This window comes from Leeuwenhoekiella sp. NPDC079379, from assembly GCF_044542075.1.
Lineage (GTDB): Bacteria > Bacteroidota > Bacteroidia > Flavobacteriales > Flavobacteriaceae > Leeuwenhoekiella.
Genome location: NZ_JBITTU010000006.1, coordinates 247420 through 263722, shown reverse-complemented (window position 1 = coordinate 263722; position 16303 = coordinate 247420). Strand labels below are relative to the sequence as shown.

At 35.1% G+C, this 16303-nt stretch carries 17 protein-coding genes; 14 read left to right on the top strand and 3 right to left on the bottom strand.

All coding sequences use genetic code 11. From position 1 onward, the window contains the following. Positions 1–8: 8 nt before the first annotated feature. The 5 genes from ACIGAM_RS13020 (at position 9) to lpxD (ending at position 5965) form a co-directional block, all read left to right on the top strand. Positions 9–1559: an SDR family NAD(P)-dependent oxidoreductase gene (locus ACIGAM_RS13020; RefSeq protein ID WP_396511875.1), complete on the top strand. Its 1551-nt coding sequence runs from the start codon at positions 9–11 to the stop codon at positions 1557–1559. Between the two features lie 3 nt (positions 1560–1562). Next, on the top strand, positions 1563–1787 hold the full coding sequence (locus ACIGAM_RS13015) for a VF530 family DNA-binding protein (protein ID WP_396511874.1): 225 nt from the start codon (positions 1563–1565) through the stop codon (positions 1785–1787). 37 nt (positions 1788–1824) lie between these two features. After that, complete coding sequence (locus ACIGAM_RS13010; protein WP_396511873.1) at positions 1825–2391, top strand: Crp/Fnr family transcriptional regulator; 567 nt, start codon at positions 1825–1827, stop codon at positions 2389–2391. 77 nt (positions 2392–2468) lie between these two features. Next, complete coding sequence (locus ACIGAM_RS13005) at positions 2469–4778, top strand: beta-glucosidase (protein WP_396511872.1); 2310 nt, start codon at positions 2469–2471, stop codon at positions 4776–4778. A gap of 194 nt (positions 4779–4972) precedes the next feature. Continuing rightward, the gene (lpxD, locus tag ACIGAM_RS13000) at positions 4973–5965 is read left to right on the top strand and encodes a UDP-3-O-(3-hydroxymyristoyl)glucosamine N-acyltransferase (RefSeq protein ID WP_396511871.1); all 993 of its coding nucleotides are present in this window, start codon (positions 4973–4975) and stop codon (positions 5963–5965) included. Here the strand turns inward: lpxD and ACIGAM_RS12995 are convergent. Both ACIGAM_RS12995 and ACIGAM_RS12990 read right to left on the bottom strand, forming a co-directional pair. Continuing rightward, positions 5962–6861, bottom strand: coding sequence for a DUF6268 family outer membrane beta-barrel protein (locus ACIGAM_RS12995; RefSeq protein WP_396511870.1), 900 nt, complete (start codon positions 6859–6861; stop codon positions 5962–5964). The two genes, lpxD and ACIGAM_RS12995, sit on opposite strands and share 4 nt — an antisense overlap. A gap of 145 nt (positions 6862–7006) precedes the next feature. Then, positions 7007–7279, bottom strand: a complete 273-nt coding sequence (locus tag ACIGAM_RS12990) for a YtxH domain-containing protein (RefSeq protein ID WP_396511869.1) — start codon at positions 7277–7279, stop codon at positions 7007–7009. Positions 7280–7574: 295 nt separating this feature from the next. Between ACIGAM_RS12990 and ACIGAM_RS12985 the strand changes: the two genes are divergently transcribed. From ACIGAM_RS12985 to ACIGAM_RS12945, 9 genes are all read left to right on the top strand, one after another. Beyond that, on the top strand, positions 7575–9137 hold the full coding sequence (locus tag ACIGAM_RS12985) for a YdiU family protein (RefSeq protein ID WP_396511868.1): 1563 nt from the start codon (positions 7575–7577) through the stop codon (positions 9135–9137). Next, entirely contained in the window at positions 9137–9412 is a 276-nt protein-coding gene (locus tag ACIGAM_RS12980; protein WP_396511867.1) for a peptide methionine sulfoxide reductase, read from the top strand. The genes ACIGAM_RS12985 and ACIGAM_RS12980 overlap by 1 nt, the downstream gene beginning before the upstream one ends. Beyond that, positions 9406–9903 carry a peptide-methionine (S)-S-oxide reductase gene (locus ACIGAM_RS12975; protein ID WP_396511866.1) on the top strand — a complete coding sequence of 166 codons (498 nt, stop codon included), beginning with the start codon at positions 9406–9408 and terminating at the stop codon, positions 9901–9903. The genes ACIGAM_RS12980 and ACIGAM_RS12975 overlap by 7 nt, the downstream gene beginning before the upstream one ends. Before the next feature lie 174 nt (positions 9904–10077). After that, entirely contained in the window at positions 10078–10593 is a 516-nt protein-coding gene (locus tag ACIGAM_RS12970) for a hypothetical protein (RefSeq protein WP_396511865.1), read from the top strand. Positions 10594–10718: 125 nt separating this feature from the next. Continuing rightward, a complete protein-coding gene (locus ACIGAM_RS12965) occupies positions 10719–11618 on the top strand; it encodes a LysR substrate-binding domain-containing protein (RefSeq protein ID WP_396511864.1) in 900 nt (299 codons plus the stop codon). A 115-nt stretch (positions 11619–11733) separates the two neighbouring features. Next, positions 11734–12678 (top strand): YeiH family protein, encoded by a 945-nt coding sequence (locus tag ACIGAM_RS12960; RefSeq protein WP_396511863.1) that lies wholly within the window; start codon positions 11734–11736, stop codon positions 12676–12678. Between the two features lie 95 nt (positions 12679–12773). Next, positions 12774–13310 (top strand): hypothetical protein, encoded by a 537-nt coding sequence (locus ACIGAM_RS12955; RefSeq protein ID WP_396511862.1) that lies wholly within the window; start codon positions 12774–12776, stop codon positions 13308–13310. A gap of 127 nt (positions 13311–13437) precedes the next feature. Continuing rightward, entirely contained in the window at positions 13438–14361 is a 924-nt protein-coding gene (locus ACIGAM_RS12950; protein WP_396511861.1) for an EamA family transporter, read from the top strand. Between the two features lie 70 nt (positions 14362–14431). Then, positions 14432–15262: a hypothetical protein gene (locus ACIGAM_RS12945; protein ID WP_396511860.1), complete on the top strand. Its 831-nt coding sequence runs from the start codon at positions 14432–14434 to the stop codon at positions 15260–15262. 100 nt (positions 15263–15362) lie between these two features. Here the strand turns inward: ACIGAM_RS12945 and ACIGAM_RS12940 are convergent, their stop codons facing one another. Beyond that, the gene (locus ACIGAM_RS12940) at positions 15363–16262 is read right to left on the bottom strand and encodes an EamA family transporter (protein ID WP_396511859.1); all 900 of its coding nucleotides are present in this window, start codon (positions 16260–16262) and stop codon (positions 15363–15365) included. Positions 16263–16303 lie beyond the last annotated feature (41 nt).

Here is a 16303-nt window from a genome sequence, read left to right as displayed (position 1 = left end):
TACCATAAATGTCACAACAAGAATCAGAATTATCTGATGCATTCTCTGCAGAAGATATTGCTAAATGTATTGAAGTATTAGAACACCTAAATACTAATACAAACCTCATTTTTGAATTACCTAAAGAGCAACGCATTGCACTTTTAAAGTCTACAGGAAAATTGTCAAGGCCTAACCGTGACGAATTTTCACGTAGAAAAAAGGATGCTAAAAAAGCACAAAAGCGTAAACAAGCTGCACGAGATAAAGCTGCTCGCAAAGAAACCGGTATTCGCAGCGCTCGCGAAGCTTCTATATTTACAGCACCTAAACTTCTGGCTGCTGCAGATCTTAGCGCTATAGAAACTCAAGAATTACAGACGCCTCGTAATTGCTATGTTTGTAAAACTGAATTTACAAAACTGCACCACTTCTACGATACCATGTGCACCGAATGTGGTGATTTTAATTACGCAAAACGTTTTCAAAATGCAGATTTGACAGGACAAGTGGCTATCATTACCGGATCGCGTCTTAAAATAGGCTATCATATTACGTTAATGTTATTACGTGCAGGAGCAACAGTAGTCGCAACAACGCGTTTTCCTGTAGATTCTGCAATACGTTTTTCTAAAGAAGATGATTACCACGTCTGGGCAGATCGTTTAAAAATTCATGGCCTCGACTTACGTCATATTCCAAGTGTTGAGATTTTCTGTAATTATATTGAGCAACGCTATGATCGTTTAGACATTCTCATAAATAATGCCGCGCAAACTGTACGCAGACCTGCGGGGTTTTATCAGCATTTAATGCCTAATGAAGAAAAACCATTAGGAGAATTACCTAAATTTATTAGACAAACTCTAGATGATCATATTGAGTGTCTTGATGAGCTTAAATCTTTAGGAACTACGGCAAGTGCAAACCGAAATATGCCCGTAACCTGGCACGGTCCCGAACCGGGAATAGGAATTCGCGCTTCAGCAAAATTATCACAGATACCTTACAGTTTTGATAACTCATTGCAGGCTTCAGAAGTATTTCCTGAGGGAAAACTGGATGCAGATTTACAACAAGTAGATCTACGTAAGACAAATAGTTGGCGCTTAAAGCTAGGTGAGATAGAAACTACAGAAATGATTGAGGTACAACTCGTTAATTCAGTGGCTCCTTTTGTATTATGTAACCGTCTTTCAGAGATAATGAAGAAAGAAAATACAGGTAAAAAGCACATCATAAATGTCTCTGCTATGGAAGGTAAATTCCATCGCTTTTTTAAAGAAGATCGTCACCCACATACTAATATGGCTAAAGCAGCTTTAAATATGTTAACACATACGGCTGCCGGGAGTCTCGCAAAAGAAGGTATTTATATCAATGCCGTTGATACAGGCTGGGTGACAGACGAGGACCCTGCAGAATTAGCAAAACGTAAAATTGAAGAACACGATTTTCAACCGCCGCTTGATATTGTAGATGGTGCTGCTCGTGTAATAGATCCCTTATTTGATGGTATTAATACTGGCAAACACTGGAGTGGTAAATTTTTAAAAGATTATTTTCCTATAAACTGGTAAATTATGGAACAACCCAATAATCCCTTACATGGTTTAACTTTAAAAGTTATACTTGAGCGTCTTGTTACACACTATGGCTGGGAAGAATTAGCAGATCGTATTAAAATAAATAGTTTTAAGTCAAATCCTTCAATTAACTCTAGTTTAAAGTTTTTGAGAAAGACTGATTGGGCAAGAGATAAAGTAGAAAACTTATATTTAAGGACTAAAAATATTAGCGACTCTTAAATTAAGTTTAGCTAAATCTATTTTTAAATTCTGTTTTATGATAGATCATTTTCTCAATAAACTGAGTGGTTTAAGCTATTTAAGTGATTCGACACGAGATTCACTTAAACCATTTGTAAATGTCAATAATTATGATAAAGGTGACTTTATATTAAGGCAGGAAGAAATTTGTCGTGAGCTTTATTATATACATAGTGGTTTTGCCAGAGAATACTATTTTAAAAAGGGAAAAGACGTTACAGAATGGTTTGCAAGTACCGGAAGTTTTTGTTTTTCTATCGAGAGTTATTTTAATGAGATTCCCAGTAATTTAATTATTGAGGCTCTGGAGCCTTCAATAGTTATTGTTCTTTCTAAAGAAGGTCTTATGGGGTTAGGCAAAAACAATATAGAAATCTCCCAGTTGGCTATGAACTTCTTTTCTAATTCACTAATTGCATCTCAGCGACGTATGGAAAGCATTCATTTTCAAAGTGCAAAAGAACGTTATCTATACCTAATCGAGCAACAACCAAAAATTCTTCAAAAAGTTCCGCTTACACACGTAGCTTCCTTCTTGGGAATCACTCAAGAGACATTGAGCCGAATTCGGGCCAAAATATAGCGAATGATTATTTGATAATTGTCAAAGGTTTTGGCCATTAAATTTTACATATTTAGAATCTAATTAATATTCTAATTATGAAATTAAAGTCTTTTGCATTTTTACTCCTGGTATGTAGTAGTGCTATTGCACAGCAAACTACTAAAGAACAAGTAGCTCAATTGAGTCTTGACGAAAAAATTTTTTTAGTAATAGGTACCGGTATGAATGTACCGGGTGTACCTAAAAGTGCAGAAGCACCTCAAGCTATTGTAGGATCTACACAAGATAAAGTTGCAGGTGCTGCGGGTACAAGTTATCCCATAAAAAAATTAAATTTTCCGGCAGTTGTCTTTGCAGATGGCCCTGCAGGAATTCGTATCAGTCCCACACGCCCAGATAGTCCTAATAAAACTTTTTACGCTACAGGATTTCCCACAGCGAGTAGCTTGTCATCCTCATGGAATGTAAATTTAGCACAACAAATAGGAAACGCTTTTGGTATAGAAGGTCGTGATTATGGTGTTGATGTGCTATTAGCACCGGCGCTAAACATTCAAAGAAATCCTTTAGGTGGAAGAAATTTTGAATACTACTCAGAAGATCCGGTGTTATCAGGAAATATTGCAGCAGGTTTTGTTAACGGCGTCCAAGAACAAGGTTTGGGTGCAACTATTAAACATTTTGTGGCTAATAACTCAGAAACTAACCGAACCGCATTAAATACTGTTGTAAGTGAGCGCGCACTTCGTGAAATCTACCTTAGAGGTTTCAAAATTGCCATTGACAAAAGTAATCCTATGGCAGTTATGTCTTCCTATAATAAAATAAATGGAACCTACGCATCTGAAAGCCAGGAGTTGTTAACTCAGCTTTTACGAGAAGAATGGAAATACACAGGTTTTGTGATGACAGACTGGTTTGCGGGTACAAATCCTGTAGCTCAAATGATGGCGGGTAATGATTTGCTTATGCCTGGTACAGATCAACAATTTAAAGTAATTAAAGAGGCTGTAGAAAAGGGAAAATTAGATGAAGCTATCTTAGACCGAAATATAACAGCTATCTTAAATGCATATAAAACCACTTTTGCATTTAAAGGATACAAACCTTCAGGAAAAACAGATCTCGAAGGGCATAAAACAATTGCCCGTAGCGCAGCCACAGAAGGTATGGTTTTATTAAAAAATGAAAACGTACTACCTTTAGTAAATGAAGCTAAAATTGCATTATTTGGTTCGTCTTCCTATGAGACAATTGCCGGTGGTACCGGAAGTGGTGATGTAAATAAAGCATACAGTGTGTCACTTTTAGAAGGTCTACAAAATGCAAATCTTAACCTTGATCTTGAATTAAGTTCTACATATTCTAAATATATGAAAGAAGAACGTGCTAAAATTCCACCAAAAACAATGTTCTTTTTAAAAGATGAATTGGTTCCTGAAAAAAGCTGGACTAAAGAAGAACTAACAGAAATAGCCAAAGAGAATGACGTGGCGATTTTTACGTTAGGTCGAACTTCAGGGGAATTTCAAGATCGTACAGATGAAGGTGATTTCAGTTTAACAACACTAGAAAAAGATTTAATTCAGAATATTAAAGAAGCTTTTGAGGCACAAGGAAAATCTTTTGTTGTCATTTTAAACGTAGGTGGCGTAATTGAAACAGCTTCCTGGAAAGATTATGCAGATGCTATTTTATTAACCTGGCAGCCGGGTCAGGAGGCAGGAAATGCAATTGCAGATATTATAAGTGGAAAATCTAATCCTTCCGGAAAATTGCCCGTTACCTTCCCTATACAGATAGCAGATGTTTCTTCTAGTAAAAACTTTCCCGGAACAGTACTTGATCCTAATGCTCCTAAGCCACAAAATATAATGCAGGGAGTCCCTGCAGAAGAGGTGTACGAGGAAGATATTTATGTGGGTTACCGTTATTTTGATAGTTTTGAGGTCCCAGTTTCTTTTCCTTTTGGTTTCGGAAAATCCTACAGTACGTTTGCATATTCAGATTTAAAAGTTTCTAATGAAGGTGGTATTAATGTGAGTTTTAAAATTACTAACACCGGTGAGAGGGCAGGCAAGGAGGTTGCACAACTCTATGTAGCTGCACCAGCTAGCGGTCTAGAAAAGCCACTTAAAGAATTAAAGGCTTTTGCTAAAACAGAGGAATTAGCTGCCGGTGAATCGCAAACCATAACTTTTATATTAACTCCTGAAGAGTTAGCTTCCTACGACAGTACTGATAATGCCTGGAAATTAGATGAAGGCATTTATAAAATTCTAGTTGCTACAGATTCTAAAACTATTAATCTGGAAGCCGAATTAAAAATTAATGCTTCTGTTGTACGACAAACTAAAAAACTACTGGCTCCAACTAAAGAAATTTCAATCCTAACGAGAAATTAAAAAAACTATACATAATGTTTTAGAAAGCAGCTCATAATGTATTATTGGGCTGTTTTTTTTTGGTTTTCAGAAAAAACTTCTATTAATTTTCAATCTATTAAGAGTCAATTTTTATAAGTATCTTCCAGTGCTTTTATTAGGATTATTCCTCTTGACAGTGTCAAAATCTTATTACAAATAAATTTAACTATATAATGATAAACTTCTCATTAGAGCAAATCACAACATTACTTTCTGCAAAACAACTAGGGAATTCTAGTCAACAGTTTACTGGTCTCAATCACTTAGAGAAAGCTACAAGCGACCAGATAAGCTTTATAGGATCTTCTAAATATGCAAAATTATACAACTCCTCAAATGCAGGAGCGATTGTAATTAGTGAAAACTTAGCACATTTAGTTTCTGGCGAGATTCCTTTATTAGTTGTTTCTAATGCAGATCTGGCAATGGCAAAACTATTATCATTATTTGAGCCCGATGCACCTTATATCGAGGCAGATATTCATCCGCTTGCAACAGTTCACCATTCTGCTACAATAGGTAAAGATGCATCTATAGGCGCAGGATGTTATATAGGTGCTAATGTTGTTATAGGAGATGAAGTTGTAATTTATCCTAACGTGACGATACTTGATGATTCTACAATAGGAACTAAGACTATAATCTGGCCCGGTACGGTTATTAGAGAGCGCTCACAAATAGGTGCATATTGTATTTTACATAACAATGTTAGTATAGGTGCAGATGGTTTTGGCTACAGACCTAGTGAAGATGGTAGAGGTCTAATTAAAATCGTGCATATAGGTAATGTAATATTAGGAAATGGTGTAGAAATAGGCGCAAATTCATGTGTAGATCGTGCAAAATTTGATTCTACAATAGTTGGTGACGGCTGTAAAATAGATAATTTGGTTCAAATAGGACACAACTGTATTTTAGGCAAATGTTGTATAATGGCAGGCCATAGTGGTTTAGCTGGCTCTGTAACTTTAGGCGATGGTGTTATTATAGGAGGAAGCGCTTCAATTAAAGATCATACAACAATACATTCTGGAGCTGTTATTGCTGCCGGTTCTGGCGTTATGGGTGATGTAGCTGCAGGTAAAACAATGCTGGGATATCCTGCAACAGAATCTCGCGATAAGCTGAGAGAATGGGCTGCAGTTCGAAAATTAGGTAGGAACTAAAGATTAAAGCGATAGAATAATTCTAATTTAAACAACGCACCTTTAGCTAAAGGTGTGTTTAGTTGATTTCTGTCGTCGCCCAGATAGAAAAGGCTCAATCCTAAATCTACCTGATCACTTTCTTCAAAGACTTTATAAGTTCGGGTTATTGAATAGCCAGCTTTAGCTTTTAAATACAATCCTTTATATAGGGGATAGCGTAGGTATGCAAAAAACTCGGTTGTATTTTTTGCAAAATATTCTTTTGTAGAGCCAAAATAAGGATCTGATAAAGTATAGCTAGATGTTAAGCCATTCACATCACCACCTATATTTATCTTATCGGTAAGCATATAATTGATATCTCCGTTAATCGTGGTTATATAGGCTTCAAAACGTTTGCTAGGACTCAAATAGTAAAATCCTGCATAAGGTACCAGAAATAGACCAAATTCTTCTGTGTTTGCATATAAGCCCATTTTCCAGCTGAAATTCTCATTTTTCTTTAACGTAGCTAACGCCAAACCTCCTAATTGAAAACCGTCTGAAGTTATTAACTCAAGATCTGATGCTATTTTAGGGATTAATAAATACGTTATCGCTAAACGGTCTGAATATTTATGATTGAAGCCCAGAGCTAAACTAAGCGAAGCTAGTGTAGTTTTTTTATTGTAAGCAGGATCTAAACGCAATGCATTAGATTCTATCATTACATTAGATATAAACGTGTTTTTTTCGTCTAAAACCTTTGGGAAAGTAAATTGAAACTCAAGTTCATTTACTGTAGTAGATTCTTCAGAATTTTCAAAATCATTTTGAGGTGTAGTAGAATAGGAAAGATTTGCCAGATCTATATAATTCTGTGCCTGCACAGTTACCGAGACCAGCAGGGCTATTAAGAAAGTTCTAAAATTCATTAAACGAATATAGCTAATTAATGAATAGGTAAGAACGCCCTTAAGAATTGTGTACTATATAAAATATGCTGTCGTGTTCTCTTAGAAAAAAACATAAAAAAAGCGCGAACTGTCTTGATCGCGCTTGTAAATTAATACATTAGAACTATCCTGAAATTTTATCAGCTTCATTCTTAACGTTATTTTTCAACTTAGCATAATTGTCTGCCACCGTATCTTCAACTTCTGTGTAAGTATCTTTAATGCGAGCTTCAGCATCCTGGTACGTTTCTTTTAATTTTGTACCTGCCTCACTAATTTTATTTTTGATTTTTTCTTTCTCTTCAGGAGTTGCTGTCTTGTATTTATACCATGCAAATAGACCACCAGCTAATCCTAAAAGCGCTACTAATCCTGTTTTTTTGTTAGATGAATTCATATTTTCTAAGGTTTTAATTGTTCAAATTTATAGGTGCAAAGTACATTCCATTAATTTGATTGTCAGTATACTTTAATATAAGTTTAATACAGTGGTCTTAGAAATACGTTGTAATGCCATTATACCTAACTAAAATCCAAAAACTTAGAAATTCTAATATTCCACTTTATATACAACGTAATCTCTGCCATAAAATTGATAAGTTTTATAACTGACAGGTTTTAGAGCCAAAACCGACTCATCATCTGTACCTTTGTAATGCTTACGGCGTAGGCCAAAATCTAAAATAAACCAGATGCAGTTTAAGTTTAATAATCTCTTTACAGATAATCTTCCGTCAGATCCTATAACGGAAAATTCACGCAGACAGGTGACTGAAGGGTTCTATTCATTTGTAGAACCTAAGGCTACCACAAATCCGCATTTAGTGCACGTTTCTGAAGAGATGCTTCTAGAATTAGGCATTTCGCAGGAAGAAGCGCAATCTGAAGAATTTTTAAAATTGGTGACGGGTAATACTGTTCTGCCACAAACAAAACCCTACGCTATGCTTTATGGCGGGCATCAGTTTGGTAACTGGGCAGGGCAATTAGGTGACGGTAGAGCTATTAATTTATTTGAGATAGATCATAATGGTAAGCATTGGGCGGTACAACTTAAAGGAGCAGGGGAGACGCCGTACTCGAGATCTGCAGATGGTCTTGCCGTTTTAAGGTCTTCTATACGCGAGTATTTAATGAGTGAGGCTATGCATCATTTAGGTATTTCTACCACGCGTGCACTTTCACTTTCATTAACAGGTGATTCGGTTTTACGCGATGTGATGTATGACGGCAATCCTGATTATGAAAAAGGTGCTGTCGTAAGTAGGGTGGCTGAATCCTTTCTGCGCTTTGGTAATTATCAGATTTTCACAGCCAGAGATGATAAAGAGAGTCTTCAAAAACTGGTAGACTATACCATCACACATTTTTTCTCACACCTGGGTAAACCTTCGACAGAAAATTACTTAAAATTCTTTGCTGAAGTTTCAGAGCGTACCTTAGATATGGTTATTAATTGGCAGCGTGTGGGTTTTGTACACGGTGTTATGAATACCGATAATATGTCTATACTGGGTCTTACAATAGACTACGGCCCCTATGGCTGGCTCGAAGGTTTTGAATGGGGATGGACACCCAACACGACAGATCGTCAACATAAACGTTACCGTTATGGTAACCAACCCAATATAGGTTTATGGAATTTATACCAACTCGCTAATGCATTATATCCACTTGTGGAAGAATCAGAAGGTTTTGAAGAAATTCTGGATACGTATAAAAAGAAATATGACTTAAAGTCTCTCAAAATGATGGGAGACAAATTAGGTTTTGTAGAAGCTACAGAAGCAGATTTAGAATTAATTGCAGATTTTGAAACGTGTTTACAGCTTGTGGAGACTGATATGACCATCCTATTTAGAAATCTAGCCAATTTAAAAAAGGAAAATCCTGCTGATGGATTTCAATTAATTAAATCTGCTTTTTATACAGACGAGGCTTTAAGTGAAGACCTTCAAAAACAATGGAACGATTGGTTTGAAAAATACGCAAAACGCTTGCAGCAAGATTCCCGTTCTGACGCTGATCGTAAAGTGAGCATGAATGCAGTAAATCCTAAATATGTGTTACGTAACTATATGGCGCAACTGGCAATAGATGCTGCAGATCAAGGTGACTATACGCTTATTGATACGTTTTATAAAATGCTGAAAAAACCCTATGATGAGCAACCAGAATACCAACAATGGTTTGCGAAGCGCCCAGACTGGGCGCGGGATAAAGTAGGTTGTTCTATGCTTTCGTGCAGTTCGTAATGAACGTTTTAAAGTATATTAATAAAATTCCTATCGGTTATACTGAAGCCATGTATTTCGCTAAAAAATACGGCGTAACCCGTACTGATTTTAACAATGGAAAAAGCATAAAAATCTACGCCAAAGAGCTAGGCGGTACAGACTTTATAAGCCTCAATTACTATATAACCACAAATGGCGCACTTCTAAAACCTTGCGAAATGCCGAAAGAAAAAGTGATAGCATTTTTAAAAGCGAGTGTATTTTTAACTGAAAAAAATTCTACCAATTGCTAGACAAAACCGTTTCTAAAATAGCCCTTGGTGGCGGGTGCCACTGGTGTACTGAGGCGGTGTTTCAGTCTTTGAAGGGTGTTCTTAAAGTAGAGCAGGGCTATGTTGCGTCCACCGGAATAAATAAGGAATATTCTGAAGCGGTAATCGTGCATTTTAATTCTGATAGTATTCCACTAGCGGTGCTTATAGAAATACATTTATACACACATAAAAGTACTTCAAATCATAGTTTTAGAACTAAATATAGATCTGCGGTTTACTATTTTTCAGAATATCAAGCAACGATGATTTCCCAAATTCTAATCGATTTACAGCCTCTTTTTAAAGAACCGATTATTACTCGAGTACTTCCCTTTACTAGTTTTAAGGCTTCCCGTGAATGTCTACACAATTACTATCTTAGAGATCCTGATAAACCTTTTTGCAAACGCTACATACAACCAAAACTTAAATTTCTAAAAGAGAAATTTAGTTCAAGAACTTCTGTATAATTGCATTTATTTTGAATTTTGAAAAAGCAACTGTTCAAAAAGAGTGCAAGGATTTATTAAATCAATATTGAAAATGCATTAAATATCAGATTATATTAAAATTTTCTAGGGGTTTAAACCTAGAGTAACTGATAGTGTCTAATTGAACAGAGTACAATTAATCCATTTTAAACTATGATTTCAAAACGTGAAATTTCTTTAAAAATGCGTGAATACCACCGTTACCTAGGTTTTTTCCTGGCCGGTATTATGGCCGTTTATTCAATAAGTGGTATCGTATTAATTTTTAGAGATTCAGATTTTCTCAAGATTAAAACTATAGAGACAAAAACTATAGCTCCAAACTTAAGCAAGACCGAAATAGCAAAACCACTGGGTCTGCGTAATCTTAAAGTTGATAAAGAAGAAAACGGTACTTATTATTTCAAAGGCGGAAATTACGATTCTAAAACAGGAGAGGCGGAATATACTAAAGCAGAGTTACCTTCCATATTAAAAAATATGACAAACTTTCACAAAGCAAAGTCGGGCGACCCTTTGTTTTTTATGAATATATTTTTTGGTGTTTCTCTACTATTCTTTGTGATTTCATCATTTTATATGTTTCTACCTAAAACGAGTATTTTTAGAAAAGGAATGTATTTTGCAGCTGCAGGGATTGTTTTAACTGTTATTTTACTATTTGTATAAAACAGAATAAAAAGAAAAAAAGCGGCAATTGACTAGATGTCAATTGCCGCTTTTTTTTTCAATTCAAACCATAAAGCTATCTACTTAAGATGATATTCTAGATTTCTATATTACTTTTGTTTATAATGTTAGACTATAAACTACAAGTTTTTTTAATCGTTGCAAGCCGTTTAAGCTTTTCTAAGGCTGCAGATGAATTACATATAACACAGCCGGCCATAACCCGTCACATTAAACAATTAGAAGATCATTTTAATCAACGCCTATTTGATCGCAAAGGCAATCATATCGCACTTACTGAAGCCGGCAAATTACTAGTAATTCATACTAAAGAAATCTTTAAACAGCATAAAGAACTACAGTTTAATATGAACGCCTTAATCAATAAAACTGAAGGTATTCTTAACATCGCTGCAAGTACTACTATTGCACAATATATACTCCCTGAGATTCTGGCAAAATTCCATAAGCAATTTCCATTAGTAAAAGTTGAATTACTGAGCGCAAATACCCAAGCGATAGAAAATCAAATTCTCAAAGAAGAAGCGCAACTGGGCTTTATCGAGGGGCAAGTAAAAAATCGTGAACTGGCTTATCATCCGTTTATGAATGATGAGATTGTTCTTGTTCTTGCAAAGGGGCATTCACTTTATGATACTGCATCTATTACGTTAAGTACACTTAAAACCTTACCTATAGTTTTACGAGAAAAAGGGTCGGGTACACTACAGTATATTACTAATTCACTCAGGAACCATTCTATTGAAGAATATGATTTGCGGGTAGAAATGCATCTGGGAAGTTCAGAGAGTATAAAATCGTATTTAAAAGCAAAGGAAAGTGTAGCTTTTTTAAGTGTAAACACGGTTAGTAATGAGCTCAAAACCGGTGATTTACGTATTATAGATATTGATGATTTTAGTATAAATCGACATTTTAGCTATATTACAAAACAGGGATCTCGAAGTGATTTAGCACAGATGTTTATAAATTTCATCAGCCATCAATATAACATTTTGTTATAATAGATCATATTTTATCATTTGAGGGGATCTTCGTTAACTGCTAATTTTACACTGTAAATTTTACTTGAAGTCTACTCAGAAGTCTACTTTAAGTTTTAATAAGATGCAGTATAGAATGAATTATAGTTATCGTCTATTTTACAAAAGTATAAGCGCAGCTCATATTATTTATGTGATACTACCGCTTCTATGCCTTACTACACTTATTTCGGCTCCTATTGCTTTACTATTAGGGGTTATTGCTACCCAGATGATTGAAAATCCTTTTGCCAATTTAAGTCATAAACTCATCCAACTACTATTAAAAGCTGCGGTTATAGGATTGGGTTTTGGGATGAATATAGAGAGTGCTGTTATTGTAGGTAAAGAAGGGTTTTCCCTAACGGCTGTGTCAATAATTTGCACATTAGGATTGGGGTTAATTCTGGGTAGATTTTTAAAGATTGATCACAAAATAGCGAAACTTATCTCTAGTGGCACTTCTATTTGTGGAGGGAGCGCAATTGCAGCCATATCTCCACTTATTCGTGCAAATACCAACCAGATTTCGATTGCTATAGGTGTGGTTTTTCTATTAAATGCTGTTGCCCTATTTATATTTCCGCCCTTAGGTCACCTTATGCAAATGACACAGCACCAGTTTGGTGTGTGGTGTGCCATTGCAATTCACGATACAAGTTCGGTAGTTGGTGCAGCAAATGTATATGGTGATGAGGCGTTACAAGTAGCAACCACAGTAAAACTTGCTCGTGCACTATGGATAATACCGGTTTCTTTATTATTTGCAGTGTTCTCAAAAACCGACACAAAGAAAATAAAAATACCATACTTCATTGGTTTGTTTGTACTTTCTATTATTCTAAACACATATATTCCTCAGATTTCAAGTATTACGCCGCATATCTTATTCTTATCTAAACTAGCTCTGGTACTGGTTTTATTTCTAGTGGGGAATACATTAAATTTCAGAATTCTTAAAGAAGTAGGAGTAAAGCCCGTAATTCTGGCAGTTGCGCTATGGATTTTTATTGCGAGTACTTCTCTGGTTTATATTCTCTAAATACTAGATACGTTAAAGTAAAGCTTATTTAAAAAGCTTTAAGAGATGATTTTGTAATTATGCGAAGTTTTACAAAACCCCTTAAAATAAACTATATGAAAAATTTTAAAATGCTAGTGCTATTGGTTACTGCAGCAGCAACCATACAATGTGATGCAATAGATGAGCTAACCAAGTTTGATATTGATTATACAAGTAGCGTAACGATTGAATCAAGTAGCATCGTAGATCTGCCGTTTGCTGTGGAAACACCTCAATTACAAACCAATTCTGAGTCTGAATTTGAGTCGAATAATACTAATAAAGATTTGATTGAAGATATACGCTTAAAACGTATGACTTTAAGTATTACTAACCCTGCAGATAAAAACTTTAGTTTTTTAGAATCTATTGAAATATTTATTTCTGCTGATGGTGTAGATGAAATTTCCTTAGCAATTTTAGATCCCGTACCGGGTAATAGCACGCGTACATTAGATCTCGAAACTACTGGTGCAGATCTTCAAGAATACATTAAAAAAGATAGTTTTAAATTACGAGTACAAAGTATTACAGACGAAGTTATTGATCAAGATGTTCAAATAGATATACTTAGTGTATTTGCTGTTGATGCAAAAATACTGGGTATTTAAATTAGTTGCAGTTTTCAAAAGCACGTTAACATTGTGTATTTAATAGCTGTCTTTTATCAAATTAGAAACCGACAATGGCTTATATTGTCGGTTTTTTTAGTCCTGTTTTAAACGCATTTTTTTAGATATGTCTCAGAAGAAACCCACTATTATTCTACTTGCTTTCATTGCAATTTATGTCTTCTGGGGATCCACTTATTTATGGAATAAAATGGCTGTTACAGAGTTGCCACCTTTTATGTTAGGAGGTTTTCGGTTTTGTACTGCAGGTCTTATAATTTTTGGCATTGCTGCTTCTTTAGGGCATTCTTTGCGTATCACCCGCAAACAGCTGGGAAATTCTATTCTTGCCGGTGTATTATTTCTTTCGGTAGGAAATGGTGTTTTTGTCTGGGCTTTAAAATATATAGATAGTGGTTTTGGTGCTTTAATTGCCTCTATGTATCCCTTATTTATCATATTAATGATGATGATTATACAAAAGCGCAAACTCAAAAAAATGACTATTGCGGGAGTTTTTCTAGGTTTAATAGGTATGTTATTATTAGTAACGCAACGGCAATTAAGTATTGAGCCTAATTTTTGGTTAGGTGTAGGCCTGGCACTTACCGCTATTTTAAGCTGGAGTTCAGGGAGTTTAATTGTTGCTCACGTAGAAACGCCAAAAAATCATTTTGTATCTACTGCATATCAAATGACAGCTGCCGGTGTGGTTTTACTTCTGGCAAGTTTGTGTATAGGCGAGGAGTGGAGCAATCCCGTAAGCTGGTCTGGCCGCACACAGATCGCTTTAACCTGTTTAGTTTTATTCGGAAGTATCGCAGCATTTTCAGCATTTAATTATTTGCTTAAAAATGTAGATACCGAAAAAGTTTCTACGTCTGCCTACGTAAACCCAATAATCGCTATGTTTTTAGGTTGGTATTTTCTTGACGAAACCATCACGTTACAATCTATCATCGCAGCAGCCATTTTACTTACAGGTGTTTATTTTATTAATGTAGGTAAAGGAAAAGGAGATAAGGAAGCTCAATTGAAAATGGAAGATTAGTCTGATTTAAAACAATTTTCGATCTTTTTCTGTTAATTGAAATCTATTTTTAGGTAAATTATCCTGTATTATGAGAAACGTTCTGGCTGTTTTAATTCTTAGTTGTTTTACTCAAATTACTGCACAAAAAATTGAGGTGGACAAAATTTCAGGTATTTATCATCAAAAAGGCTCGAGTCCCGAGGGAGGAACTACTTATATATTATATCCTAACCACCAATTTGTAATTACATTCTTTGGAGGAATCTTAAAAGGTGTCTGGGAACAGCAGGGTAAAACTATTAATTTAAAGACAGATACTTCCCCGCACTACGTATGTTATGGTCGCTATATACCAGAATTAGAAGGGATACAAATTCGATTTAATGTAGAGGAAACTAACGAAACCTTAATTCAATTAAATACTTTAAATTCTGAAATGACACCGCTTTTTAATAAAGCTGCTAACTGCTTTTCAAGACCTTATGATGTAACATTTAAGGAACAGGCAACAGCGCTTTATTTTTTGGAAACTTCAGAATACTTGTCACCTTCTCCACTATATCTTTTTAATAATAATCAGGAGTTTAATCAGTTTTTGATAATTAATCTTAAAGAAGAATATACAAGAACTCAGCAATTTTCTATTCCGTTTGTAAACAATAAATTACTATTTGATTCATCAACGACTTCCCGAAAACCACTTTCAAATCTTTCTGAAGAGGATGCTTTCTTTATTGAAAATTATTTAAAGTCAGATTCATTTCCTATTATTTTAACGCCTAGTGAGCGTTTTTACCCTAATTCTGATGATCCTGAATTAACAAACACTATCCCATATACACGTCTAGAAGCAACCCTTCTTCCCAGACCGAAATATACAATAAGCAAAACCCCGCTATTATATTACACGTGTGATTAGGAATAGAATCATTTGTGATACAAATTAATATCGAAGTAATTAAATAATCGTGGTAGCGAGGTGTTTAAGTTTTGAGGATAATTCTGAAAACTACTAAATTTTAAGAGTACAAAATCAAAAAAACGCCTATTAGAATTCCCATTAGGGGTACAAGTTTTTTACGTTTATTCTTTTCTTTAAAAACCAAACCGCCTATAACAACGGCAATGATTAGTTGACTCCGCTTTATAGCAGAAAGTAGCATAATCAATGCTTCAGGGTCTTGTAGTGCTTTAAAATAAAAGTAATCTGCGGTTTGCAAAAGAATACCCACTGCTACTATAGACCATCTAAAGGTAAACGCCTTTCGTTTTTCGGCTTTCGGAAACCACAAAATAGCCAATACGAGTATTAAAATTAGAATAGTGTACCAGCAAAACCAGAACTGTAAAGTTTGCGGGTTTAGTGCTAAATTCTGAATTAAGAACTTATCATACAGGCCGCTGGAAGCCCCTAAAAATGTAGCTGCGATAATGGCTAGAATCCATTTATTCTTTTTAAAAATAATACCTTCTTGTTTGCCTATTCGGGAATACAACACCACTGAAAGAATAATAACAAAAAAACCTATCCATTGTAGTGAATTAGGCTGCTCCTGATAAATTAATATAGCTCCTATAAATGTAAAAAAGGGACCAGCAGATCGTATGGGTGTAACAATGGTGATGGGCAAATGTTTTAAAGCCTGGTAAGCTAAAATCCACGAAGTTGCCATAATCATAGACTTGATAATTATAAAACCGTGTACTTCCCAGGGAATCGCGGTAATATAAAAGCCGAGTTCTTTTGTATACTCGGGATAATAAACAGAACCTAAATAAAAAGGAAGAAACATCAAAAACCCAGAAATAAGCGTTCCCAATAAAACAGGAAGAACCTCATTGTCACGTACAGCGTGTTTTTTACATAAATTGTGCAATCCTAAGAAAAGTGCGGCTAGTAGCCCTAAATACATCCACATTGCGCAAAAATACCTTTTAGAACTAATAATTTATGCTTCAT